The organism is Methylococcales bacterium, assembly GCA_030949405.1.
Lineage (GTDB): Bacteria > Pseudomonadota > Gammaproteobacteria > Methylococcales > Methylomonadaceae > WTBX01.
This window is the reverse complement of sequence record JAUZSN010000002.1, coordinates 2,957,483-2,969,825: the sequence shown is the minus strand read 5'-3', so window position 1 is coordinate 2,969,825 and position 12,343 is coordinate 2,957,483. Positions and strand designations below refer to the sequence as shown.

The following is a 12,343-nucleotide window of genomic DNA, read 5'->3' as shown; positions in this document are numbered from 1 at the left end:
GATCGGTTTTTACATTATCATTGTGTGGCACTCCTAGATCAAATTACAAGCGCCAGTAATTACAAACCTAAGATGAATGTTTATACCATTGTGGTATTAACCTCTGGCGATAAACATAAAACTGATATATTAATCAATGATTTTAAACCCAGAAAACTGGATCACAGCACTGTTTCAGAAACTGAGCATAAAATTGTGTACCTCTGCCCTAAATATGTAAACGATAAAACCCCTGAACCCTATCAAGAATGGTTACGGCTGATTAATGATAGCTTAGATGAACACATTGAAGAAACAGATTATCAAAACGATACTATTCAAAAAATATTTCCATTGATAGAAAAGAACACCATTAGCCCACAAGATGCTGCACGGATGATAGATGAATATTCTGATGAGCAATACTTAAGTGATGAATGTCATAAAGCAATGAGAGAAGGGTTGAAAGAAGGGGTAAAAGAAGGATTAAAAGAAGGATTAAAAGAAGGATTGAAAGAAGGACTGAAAGAAGGGTTGAAACAAGAAAAAATAGAAAATGCTAAAGCCATGATAACAGAAGGGCTTGATGGGTCATTAATTTCAAAAATAACAGGCATTTCTGAACAAGAATTACAGAACTTATAAAAATAACGGGGGCAGAGTAAAAAAAGAGGTCTGTTAAAAAGTGAGGTAGATTGTAACATTCTATAGAATAAGCATTTATAGTATAATAACGCCTTGATGGATGACATTATTGCTTATCCACCCACCATGTATTGTACAACAGGCCTCCTCCAAATGATTGACGTTGCTCCCCTACGCTACGGCGTTATCTTTAAAAAGTCTTCTCTAAACCCGCCATCTTTACCGCATTTGTTAAAGATATTCTCGGGCTTGAAATCGAAATTGAAAAAGTAGAAACCGAAAAATCATTTTCGCCAGTCATAGGTCATGTCGATAGCCGTTTTGATTTATATGCCGAAGATAAAAAAAATCATCTCATCATTGACATACAACACCGACGCTATCAAGATCACTATGATCGGTTTTTACATTATCATTGTGTGGCACTCCTAGATCAAATTACAAGCGCCAGTAATTACAAACCTAAGATGAATGTTTATACCATTGTGGTATTAACCTCTGGCGATAAACATAAAACTGATATATTAATCAATGATTTTAAACCCAGAAAACTGGATCACAGCACTGTTTCAGAAACTGAGCATAAAATTGTGTACCTCTGCCCTAAATATGTAAACGATAAAACCCCTGAACCCTATCAAGAATGGTTACGGCTGATTAATGATAGCTTAGATGAACACATTGAAGAAACAGATTATCAAAACGATACTATTCAAAAAATATTTCCATTGATAGAAAAGAACACCATTAGCCCACAAGATGCTGCACGGATGATAGATGAATATTCTGATGAGCAATACTTAAGTGATGAATGTCATAAAGCAATGAGAGAAGGGTTGAAAGAAGGGGTAAAAGAAGGATTAAAAGAAGGATTAAAAGAAGGATTAAAAGAAGGACTGAAAGAAGGACTGAAAGAAGGACTGAAAGAAGGACTGAAAGAAGGGTTGAAACAAGAAAAAATAGAAAATGCTAAAGCCATGATAACAGAAGGGCTTGATGGGTCATTAATTTCAAAAATAACAGGCATTTCTGAACAAGAATTACAGAACTTATAAAAATAACGGGGGGCAGAGTAAAAAAGAGGTCTGTTAAAAAGTGAGGTAGATTGTAACATTCTATAGAATAAGCATTTATAGTATAATAACGCCTTGATGGATGACATTATTGCTTATCCACCCACCATGTATTGTACAACAGGCCTCCTCCAAATGATTGACGTTGCTCCCCTACGCTACGGCGTTATCTTTAAAAAGTCTTCTCTAAACCCGCCATCTTTACCACATTTGTTAAAGATATTCTCGGGCTTGAAATCGAAATTGAAAAAGTAGAAACCGAAAAATCATTTTCGCCAGTCATAGGTCATGTCGATAGCCGTTTTGATTTATATGCCGAAGATAAAAAAAATCATCTCATCATTGACATACAACACCGACGCTATCAAGATCACTATGATCGGTTTTTACATTATCATTGTGTGGCACTCCTAGATCAAATTACAAGCGCCAGTAATTACAAACCTAAGATGAATGTTTATACCATTGTGGTATTAACCTCTGGCGATAAACATAAAACTGATATATTAATCAATGATTTTAAACCCAGAAAACTGGATCACAGCACTGTTTCAGAAACTGAGCATAAAATTGTGTACCTCTGCCCTAAATATGTAAACGATAAAACCCCTGAACCCTATCAAGAATGGTTACGGCTGATTAATGATAGCTTAGATGAACACATTGAAGAAACAGATTATCAAAACGATACTATTCAAAAAATATTTCCATTGATAGAAAAGAACACCATTAGCCCACAAGATGCTGCACGGATGATAGATGAATATTCTGATGAGCAATACTTAAGTGATGAATGTCATAAAGCAATGAGAGAAGGGTTGAAAGAAGGGGTAAAAGAAGGATTAAAAGAAGGATTAAAAGAAGGACTGAAAGAAGGACTGAAAGAAGGGTTGAAACAAGAAAAAATAGAAAATGCTAAAGCCATGATAACAGAAGGGCTTGATGGGTCATTAATTTCAAAAATAACAGGCATTTCTGAACAAGAATTACAGAACTTATAAAAATAACGGGGGCAGAGTAAAAAAAGAGGTCTGTTAAAAGTGAGGTAGATTGTAACATTCTATAGAATAAGCATTTATAGTATAATAACGCCTTGATGGATGACATTATTGCTTATCCACCCACCATGTATTGTACAACAGGCCTCCTCCAAATGATTGACGTTGCTCCCCTACGCTACGGCGTTATCTTTAAAAAAGTCTTCTCTAAACCCGCCATCTTTACCGCATTTGTTAAAGATATTCTCGGGCTTGAAATCGAAATTGAAAAAGTAGAAACCGAAAAATCATTTTCGCCAGTCATAGGTCATGTCGATAGCCGTTTTGATTTATATGCCGAAGATAAAAAAAATCATCTCATCATTGACATACAACACCGACGCTATCAAGATCACTATGATCGGTTTTTACATTATCATTGTGTGGCACTCCTAGATCAAATTACAAGCGCCAGTAATTACAAACCTAAGATGAATGTTTATACCATTGTGGTATTAACCTCTGGCGATAAACATAAAACTGATATATTAATCAATGATTTTAAACCCAGAAAACTGGATCACAGCACTGTTTCAGAAACTGAGCATAAAATTGTGTACCTCTGCCCTAAATATGTAAACGATAAAACCCCTGAACCCTATCAAGAATGGTTACGGCTGATTAATGATAGCTTAGATGAACACATTGAAGAAACAGATTATCAAAACGATACTATTCAAAAAATATTTCCATTGATAGAAAAGAACACCATTAGCCCACAAGATGCTGCACGGATGATAGATGAATATTCTGATGAGCAATACTTAAGTGATGAATGTCATAAAGCAATGAGAGAAGGGTTGAAAGAAGGGGTAAAAGAAGGATTAAAAGAAGGATTAAAAGAAGGATTAAAAGAAGGATTAAAAGAAGGACTGAAAGAAGGGTTGAAACAAGAAAAAATAGAAAATGCTAAAGCCATGATAACAGAAGGGCTTGATGGGTCATTAATTTCAAAAATAACAGGCATTTCTGAACAAGAATTACAGAACTTATAAAAATAACGGGGGGCAGAGTAAAAAAAGAGGTCTGTTAAAAAGTGAGGTAGATTGTAACATTCTATAGAATAAGCATTTATAGTATAATAACGCCTTGATGGATGACATTATTGCTTATCCACCCACCATGTATTGTACAACAGGCCTCCTCCAAATGATTGACGTTGCTCCCCTACGCTACGGCGTTATCTTTAAAAAAGTCTTCTCTAAACCCGCCATCTTTACCGCATTTGTTAAAGATATTCTCGGGCTTGAAATCGAAATTGAAAAAGTAGAAACCGAAAAATCATTTTCGCCAGTCATAGGTCATGTCGATAGCCGTTTTGATTTATATGCCGAAGATAAAAAAAATCATCTCATCATTGACATACAACACCGACGCTATCAAGATCACTATGATCGGTTTTTACATTATCATTGTGTGGCACTCCTAGATCAAATTACAAGCGCCAGTAATTACAAACCTAAGATGAATGTTTATACCATTGTGGTATTAACCTCTGGCGATAAACATAAAACTGATATATTAATCAATGATTTTAAACCCAGAAAACTGGATCACAGCACTGTTTCAGAAACTGAGCATAAAATTGTGTACCTCTGCCCTAAATATGTAAACGATAAAACCCCTGAACCCTATCAAGAATGGTTACGGCTGATTAATGATAGCTTAGATGAACACATTGAAGAAACAGATTATCAAAACGATACTATTCAAAAAATATTTCCATTGATAGAAAAGAACACCATTAGCCCACAAGATGCTGCACGGATGATAGATGAATATTCTGATGAGCAATACTTAAGTGATGAATGTCATAAAGCAATGAGAGAAGGGTTGAAAGAAGGGGTGCAACAAGAAAAAATAGAAAATGCTAAAGCCATGATAACAGAAGGGCTTGATGGGTCATTAATTTCAAAAATAACAGGTTTTTCTGAACAAGAATTACAGAACTTATAAAAATAACGGGGGGCAGAGTAAAAAAAAGAGGTCTGTTAAAGTGAGGTAGATTGTAACATTCTATAGAATAAGTATTTATAGTATAATAACGCCTTGATGGATGACATTATTGCTTATCCACCCACCATGTATTGTACAACAGGCCTCCTCCAAATGATTGACGTTGCTCCCCTACGCTACGGCGTTATCTTTAAAAAAGTCTTCTCTAAACCCGCCATCTTTACCGCATTTGTTAAAGATATTCTCGGGCTTGAAATCGAAATTGAAAAAGTAGAAACCGAAAAATCATTTTCGCCAGTCATAGGTCATGTCGATAGCCGTTTTGATTTATATGCCGAAGATAAAAAAAATCATCTCATCATTGACATACAACACCGACGCTATCAAGATCACTATGATCGGTTTTTACATTATCATTGTGTGGCACTCCTAGATCAAATTACAAGCGCCAGTAATTACAAACCTAAGATGAATGTTTATACCATTGTGGTATTAACCTCTGGCGATAAACATAAAACCGATATATTAATCAATGATTTTAAACCCAGAAAACTGGATCACAGCACTGTTTCAGAAACTGAGCATAAAATTGTGTACCTCTGCCCTAAATATGTAAACGATAAAACCCCTGAACCCTATCAAGAATGGTTACGGCTGATTAATGATAGCTTAGATGAACACATTGAAGAAACAGATTATCAAAACGATACTATTCAAAAAATATTTCCATTGATAGAAAAGAACACCATTAGCCCACAAGATGCTGCACGGATGATAGATGAATATTCTGATGAGCAATACTTAAGTGATGAATGTCATAAAGCAATGAGAGAAGGGTTGAAAGAAGGGGTAAAAGAAGGATTAAAAGAAGGATTAAAAGAAGGATTAAAAGAAGGACTGAAAGAAGGGTTGAAACAAGAAAAAATAGAAAATGCTAAAGCTATGATAAAAGAAGGGCTTGATGGGTCATTAATTTCTAAAATAACAGGTTTTTCTGAACAAGAATTACAGAACTTATAAAAATAACGGGGGGCAGAGTAAAAAAAGAGGTCTGTTAAAGTGAGGTAGATTGTAACATTCTATAGAATAAGCATTTATAGTATAATAACGCCTTGATGGATGACATTATTGCTTATCCACCCACCATGTATTGTACAACAGGCCTCCTCCAAATGATTGACGTTGCTCCCCTACGCTACGGCGTTATCTTTAAAAAGTCTTCTCTAAACCCGCCATCTTTACCGCATTTGTTAAAGATATTCTCGGGCTTGAAATCGAAATTGAAAAAGTAGAAACCGAAAAATCATTTTCGCCAGTCATAGGTCATGTCGATAGCCGTTTTGATTTATATGCCGAAGATAAAAAAAATCATCTCATCATTGACATACAACACCGACGCTATCAAGATCACTATGATCGGTTTTTACATTATCATTGTGTGGCACTCCTAGATCAAATTACAAGCGCCAGTAATTACAAACCTAAGATGAATGTTTATACCATTGTGGTATTAACCTCTGGCGATAAACATAAAACTGATATATTAATCAATGATTTTAAACCCAGAAAACTGGATCACAGCACTGTTTCAGAAACTGAGCATAAAATTGTGTACCTCTGCCCTAAATATGTAAACGATAAAACCCCTGAACCCTATCAAGAATGGTTACGGCTGATTAATGATAGCTTAGATGAACACATTGAAGAAACAGATTATCAAAACGATACTATTCAAAAAATATTTCCATTGATAGAAAAGAACACCATTAGCCCACAAGATGCTGCACGGATGATAGATGAATATTCTGATGAGCAATACTTAAGTGATGAATGTCATAAAGCAATGAGAGAAGGGTTGAAAGAAGGATTAAAAGAAGGACTGAAAGAAGGGTTGAAACAAGAAAAAATAGAAAATGCTAAAGCTATGATAAAAGAAGGGCTTGATGGGTCATTAATTTCTAAAATAACAGGTTTTTCTGAACAAGAATTACAGAACTTATAAAAATAACGGGGGGCAGAGTAAAAAAAGAGGTCTGTTAAAGTGAGGTAGATTGTAACATTCTATAGAATAAGCATTTATAGTATAATAACGCCTTGATGGATGACATTATTGCTTATCCACCCACCATGTATTGTACAACAGGCCTCCTCCAAATGATTGACGTTGCTCCCCTACGCTACGGCGTTATCTTTAAAAAAGTCTTCTCTAAACCCGCCATCTTTACCGCATTTGTTAAAGATATTCTCGGGCTTGAAATCGAAATTGAAAAAGTAGAAACCGAAAAATCATTTTCGCCAGTCATAGGTCATGTCGATAGCCGTTTTGATTTATATGCCGAAGATAAAAAAAATCATCTCATCATTGACATACAACACCGACGCTATCAAGATCACTATGATCGGTTTTTACATTATCATTGTGTGGCACTCCTAGATCAAATTACAAGCGCCAGTAATTACAAACCTAAGATGAATGTTTATACCATTGTGGTATTAACCTCTGGCGATAAACATAAAACTGATATATTAATCAATGATTTTAAACCCAGAAAACTGGATCACAGCACTGTTTCAGAAACTGAGCATAAAATTGTGTACCTCTGCCCTAAATATGTAAACGATAAAACCCCTGAACCCTATCAAGAATGGTTACGGCTGATTAATGATAGCTTAGATGAACACATTGAAGAAACAGATTATCAAAACGATACTATTCAAAAAATATTTCCATTGATAGAAAAGAACACCATTAGCCCACAAGATGCTGCACGGATGATAGATGAATATTCTGATGAGCAATACTTAAGTGATGAATGTCATAAAGCAATGAGAGAAGGCGTGCAACAAGAAAAAATAGAAAATGCTAAAGCCATGATAACAGAAGGGCTTGATCTATCATTAATTTCTAAAATAACAGGCATTTCTGAACAAGAATTACAGAGCCTGTAATATTAAAGTATCAGAACTAACGTTGCTGTTCTAACGCATTAGTCCAATAACGTTAGCTATTGGCGAGCATGAAATAAAAGGTTCATTGTAACTACTCAGGTAGTTGTGTAGCCCGTATGTAGCTTGCGGAATACGGGGAGGGGTACTGTTATTCGTTAGGACGCTTTTAAAAATATCATAAAAAATTTTGCCAGACATCCCGTATTCCTCAAGCTACATACGGGCTACAGTAAATAATAACCTGAGTAGTTACGTTACATTAACAGCTGATGGACTCCTCTTGGGAACAAACTATTTATTACCCACTCGCCTCAATTTTTAAAATCATCAGGATTTAAAAAACTATTTTTTGCCGGTTGGCTATCATCTCTGTCAGGGTAATCCTGAGTAAAATGAAGCCCTCTACTTTCTTTACGCTGTAGAGCGCACCGCACAATTAATTCGGCAACAATCACCAAGTTTCGTAATTCTAACAAATCACTACTAATTTTAAAATGGGTGTAGTATTCATTAATTTCTTCTTTTAATAACTCAATCCGCCGCATGGCACGGTGTAAGCGTTTATCGGTTCGCACAATGCCTACATAATCCCACATAAAACGCCGTAATTCATCCCAATTATGCGAGATAACGACCTCCTCATCGGAGTCCGTTACTTGTGATTCATCCCATTTAGGAAGCTTGGTATTAAGATCGGTTAAGGTCGGTAATTGCTTTAAAATAGCGACTGAAGCGCGTTCTGCAAACACCAAACATTCTAATAACGAATTACTCGCCATTCGATTGGCCCCATGTAACCCCGTACAGGCCACCTCACCAATCGCATAAAGCCGAGGGATATTTGTTTGAGCATCCGCATTCGTTACTACGCCGCCACAGGTATAATGCGCCGCTGGGACGACAGGAATCGGTTGCTTGCAAATATCAATCTCTAATTTTAAACAGTGACTGTAAATTGTCGGAAAATGCTGTTTAATAAAGTCAGAGGGTTTATGGCTAATATCTAAATAAACACAGGCTATTCCATGTGTTTTCATTTCATTATCAATTGCCCTTGCGACAATATCACGCGGAGCAAGTTCGGCACGGGCATCATAGTGTTGCATGAAACGTTGACCATTCGGTAAGATAAGGAACGCTCCTTCACCGCGTACCGCCTCACTAATTAAAAAGGAACGAGCATTAGGATGATAAAGACAGGTCGGGTGAAACTGCATAAATTCCATATTACTAATATGACAGCCTAATCGCCATGCTAAAGCAATGCCATCGCCCGTTGAAATATGGGGGTTAGTTGAATAAAGGTAGACCTTGCTTGCTCCACCTGTAGCTAAAACCACAATTCGCGCTGCAATCGCCTTGACCTGCTGATTTTGGGTATCTAAAACATACGCGCCTAAAATACGCGTCTCTTCGGATTTTTTACCTTTATCGGCGGTAATTAAATCAATGGCATTATGATATTCTAAAATTTCAATATTTGAATGTTCACGCGCTCGTTTGATTAACGATAACGACATTGCTTTTCCAGTCGCATCGGTGGCATGAACAATGCGCCGATGAGAATGGCCACCTTCACGGTTTAAATGTAACTCCCCTGATATTTTTTCAGTAAACGCGACCCCTTGTTGCCGTAACCAATCAATACTTTGTTTCCCCTGAGAGACGGTTAATTTTACAATGTCTTTATTACAAAGTCCGCCGCCTGCATTTAAGGTGTCTTCAATATGGGAGTTAAGAGAGTCACTTTTATCCAAAACCGCTGAAATCCCTCCTTGGGCGTAATAGGTACTGCCAGAGATTAAAGAGAACTTAGAAAGAACGGCAACCCGTGTATTATCAGCAAGTTTGAGCGCAAGACTTAAACCTGCCGCACCACTGCCTATAATTAGGACATCAAAAGAATTAGAATTAAACATAGATTAATATAGAAACATTGAAAGTTACGGTGGCTTAATCCGCTTTGTTTAGAGATAATAACGCTTTTTTAAATGATAGCAATTATTTTTATAGAACTTACGCGAATAAAGCGTGTCTATCTCAACATAAAAACGACTGTGTGAAGAATCAATCGAATATAAATAAAATTTTTGATAATGACCTCGTTAAAAAGGTTCAAGAGGGCGATAAATCGGCTTACGACTTATTGGTTATAAAATATCAGCACCGTATCATCCAGTTAGTGAATCGCTATATTAAAGATCCCAGCGAAGCGCAAGATGTTGCTCAAGAAACGTTTATTAAAGCCTACCGCGCGTTAGCTAATTTTAGGGGCGATAGTGCCTTTTATACGTGGCTTTATCGAATCGCTATAAATACGGCTAAGAATTATTTATTATCACGCTCACGTCGTTATAGCGATTATCAGGTGGATGTGCAAGAGGCTGAACAAATCGAAAATGCGCAACAATTACAAGGAATGGATACCCCTGAATCATTACTTATGAATGATGATATTGTGCAAACTATTGAGGCGACTATTGAGGAGCTTCCCGAAGAAATGCGTGTGGCGATTATATTAAGAGAATTTGAAGGGATGAGTTACGACGAAATTGCACAAACAATGGAATGTCCTGTTGGAACAATCCGCTCACGTATTTTTAGGGCGCGTGAAGCGATTGATAAAAAATTAACCCCATTGCTTGATAACGAAAGGTGAGTGTCTATGGATGAAAATGTAAATCAAAAAATATCCTGTTTTATGGATGATGAATTGGATGGTGATGAGGCCTTGAAGTTGTTAAAAAAAATTCAATTAGAGCCTGAATTAAGACATAAATTTAATGATTACCAACGCGTTTCTTACGCACTGAGTTCGAAAAAAAATTTACCGATTAATGATAATTTTTTAGACACGATTCAACAGGGAATTTCAAATGAACCGTTATATTTCCCCTCGGTTAATCATAAGCCCCCCTCTAAAAAAACGTACGGCTCTTATCTTGCCTTAGCGGCCTCCGTTGCCTTAATTGCATTATTGCTATCAAAATTTGTTAATCCTACGTTATTAGACGATACACCTATTTCCCCTACCGTAATAGCGGATATCAGTGAAGCAGATTCACTACCTAAGCCCATTAATTCGCAGGATACGCCTATTTCTCCCCCTGTCATAGCGGCGATCAGCAAAGCAGATAATCAATTAGCGTCATTATCTAAGCCCGTAAATTCGCAGGAGACGCGCTTTAATGATTATTTACAAGCTCACAATACCCGTTTTTATACCCAAGGAAGCGTCAACTTTCAGCCTTATGCTCAAACCGTCAGTTATAGGCAGGATTAAGGTGTTTAAAGTTTGGTTCTGGTTGACCGTGTTATTCGCAACGCCTGTCTACGCAATTGAAAAACCGCCGACAGCCATTGAGTGGCTGACTCAAATGCAACACTCCATGCAATCTCTGAATTATCAAGGGACGGTTGTTTTTTTTAAAAATAATAAATTAGACAGTATGAGCTATTTTCATGCGGTCAATAAGGGACAGGAACAAGAATATTTACTGTCATTAAATTCGCCGATGCGGGAAATACTTAGAAATGAAGGCAATGTCAGTTGTATTTTTAAAGACTCAAAAAAAGTAGAAATTAATCACCTACCGAATAACCGTTCATTTATTATAGATTTACCCGAAAATTTTCAACACCAAGCGGCCTATTATGAGTTTGAATTAAAAAATCAGGCTAAAGTTGCTGGGCTGACGGCTCAAGTTATTGTTATTAAGCCAAAAGATGAATTGCGCTATCTGCGGAAAATTTGGGTTGATCAACAACATTTTATCCCTTTAAAAGCAGAAGTGTATAATCACGCAGGCGCAATAATAGAACAGGTGATGTTTACCGAATTAAAGGTGAAAAAAAACTTACCGTTCGTCAGTCTTAATATCGTATCGGATCATTTAAAAGTCAAACATATTCATCAGTCACATTTACAGACAAGGGATCAATCAAAATTTGTTATTAATAATATTCCCCAAGGTTTTGAGGAAGTTTTTTTTATGCAAATGAAGATGCACGGCTCTAATCAAGCGGTTGAACATTTATTATTAAGCGATGGTTTTTCATCGGTTTCTATTTATCAAGAAATATCTGAAGAAATGATTCCAGCAGGTATTCAATCCGCAGGGTCTATTAACTCGTTGGTTAAGAAAATTAAGGGGTTTCAGTTTGTCGTTATCGGTGATGTTCCCGTAAAAACAATTCAATTAATTGCGGAAGGCATTCGCTTAAAGACTCCTTAAAATAAGGGATAAAGGATTAATAACGTCCGAAAGTCGCCTACAAAATAAAAATAAATTTTGTAGGCTGGGTTAGCTTATTTTTCTTGAAAAATAACATAACCCAGCAATCATTTGCTTGCTTTTAAATAACTATGAACAGGAATGGCGTTTGTTCCTCACTCCAACTTATCGTGCTAAGGGGTATAAATTCCCACATAGCCACCTGAACCTGCAACAGCAATTCGTCCATCGGTTAAGAACTGACAACGGCTCACGGTTTGCGCGCTAATTCCAGAATCCGTAATATTTTTAAAATTAATTCCCCCATCGGTTGACAGCAAAACAAGCCCTGTTCCACTACTGAGTGGTTGTTTTTCCCCGACAGCAACAACGTTATTCCCTTGGGATAATGTGGTGAGACCAGACAACTATCAGCTTGAGCGCATTCTGCGGCGGCCCATAACTGCGGAGGATTAAAGCATAATATCGC

The 12,343-nt window shown here is 36.7% G+C and carries 13 protein-coding genes; 11 read left to right on the top strand and 2 right to left on the bottom strand.

What is annotated here, in order from left to right; genetic code table 11:
• From Q9M50_15280 to Q9M50_15245, 8 genes are all read left to right on the top strand, one after another.
• Positions 1-624, top strand: a 624-nt coding sequence (locus Q9M50_15280; GenBank protein MDQ7091971.1) for a hypothetical protein, incomplete at its 5' end; no start/stop codon positions are given.
• Between the two features lie 215 nt (positions 625-839).
• Positions 840-1,679, top strand: coding sequence for a PD-(D/E)XK nuclease family transposase (locus Q9M50_15275; protein ID MDQ7091970.1), 840 nt, complete (start codon positions 840-842; stop codon positions 1,677-1,679).
• 215 nt (positions 1,680-1,894) lie between these two features.
• Positions 1,895-2,698: a PD-(D/E)XK nuclease family transposase gene (locus Q9M50_15270; GenBank protein ID MDQ7091969.1), complete on the top strand. Its 804-nt coding sequence runs from the start codon at positions 1,895-1,897 to the stop codon at positions 2,696-2,698.
• Between the two features lie 95 nt (positions 2,699-2,793).
• Entirely contained in the window at positions 2,794-3,729 is a 936-nt protein-coding gene (locus Q9M50_15265) for a PD-(D/E)XK nuclease family transposase (protein MDQ7091968.1), read from the top strand.
• A gap of 97 nt (positions 3,730-3,826) precedes the next feature.
• Positions 3,827-4,690: a PD-(D/E)XK nuclease family transposase gene (locus Q9M50_15260; GenBank protein ID MDQ7091967.1), complete on the top strand. Its 864-nt coding sequence runs from the start codon at positions 3,827-3,829 to the stop codon at positions 4,688-4,690.
• Between the two features lie 96 nt (positions 4,691-4,786).
• Complete coding sequence (locus Q9M50_15255) at positions 4,787-5,710, top strand: PD-(D/E)XK nuclease family transposase (GenBank protein ID MDQ7091966.1); 924 nt, start codon at positions 4,787-4,789, stop codon at positions 5,708-5,710.
• Between the two features lie 214 nt (positions 5,711-5,924).
• Positions 5,925-6,692, top strand: coding sequence for a PD-(D/E)XK nuclease family transposase (locus Q9M50_15250; GenBank protein ID MDQ7091965.1), 768 nt, complete (start codon positions 5,925-5,927; stop codon positions 6,690-6,692).
• Positions 6,693-6,787: 95 nt separating this feature from the next.
• Positions 6,788-7,639 carry a PD-(D/E)XK nuclease family transposase gene (locus Q9M50_15245; GenBank protein MDQ7091964.1) on the top strand — a complete coding sequence of 284 codons (852 nt, stop codon included), beginning with the start codon at positions 6,788-6,790 and terminating at the stop codon, positions 7,637-7,639.
• Between the two features lie 311 nt (positions 7,640-7,950).
• On the opposite strand, the gene nadB is transcribed toward Q9M50_15245, so the two are convergent.
• Entirely contained in the window at positions 7,951-9,558 is a 1,608-nt protein-coding gene (gene nadB, locus Q9M50_15240) for an L-aspartate oxidase (GenBank protein MDQ7091963.1), read from the bottom strand.
• A gap of 140 nt (positions 9,559-9,698) precedes the next feature.
• Between nadB and rpoE the strand changes: the two genes are divergently transcribed.
• Genes rpoE through Q9M50_15225 form a run of 3 tightly spaced genes read left to right on the top strand, consistent with a single transcriptional unit; the run spans position 9,699 to position 11,874 of the window.
• Positions 9,699-10,298 carry an RNA polymerase sigma factor RpoE gene (gene rpoE, locus Q9M50_15235; GenBank protein ID MDQ7091962.1) on the top strand — a complete coding sequence of 200 codons (600 nt, stop codon included), beginning with the start codon at positions 9,699-9,701 and terminating at the stop codon, positions 10,296-10,298.
• Between the two features lie 6 nt (positions 10,299-10,304).
• Positions 10,305-10,922, top strand: coding sequence for a sigma-E factor negative regulatory protein (locus Q9M50_15230; GenBank protein ID MDQ7091961.1), 618 nt, complete (start codon positions 10,305-10,307; stop codon positions 10,920-10,922).
• Position 10,923: 1 nt separating this feature from the next.
• The gene (locus Q9M50_15225; GenBank protein ID MDQ7091960.1) at positions 10,924-11,874 is read left to right on the top strand and encodes a MucB/RseB C-terminal domain-containing protein; all 951 of its coding nucleotides are present in this window, start codon (positions 10,924-10,926) and stop codon (positions 11,872-11,874) included.
• 173 nt (positions 11,875-12,047) lie between these two features.
• Here the strand turns inward: Q9M50_15225 and Q9M50_15220 are convergent, their stop codons facing one another.
• The gene (locus tag Q9M50_15220; protein MDQ7091959.1) at positions 12,048-12,281 is read right to left on the bottom strand and encodes a hypothetical protein; all 234 of its coding nucleotides are present in this window, start codon (positions 12,279-12,281) and stop codon (positions 12,048-12,050) included.
• Positions 12,282-12,343: the final 62 nt, after the last annotated feature.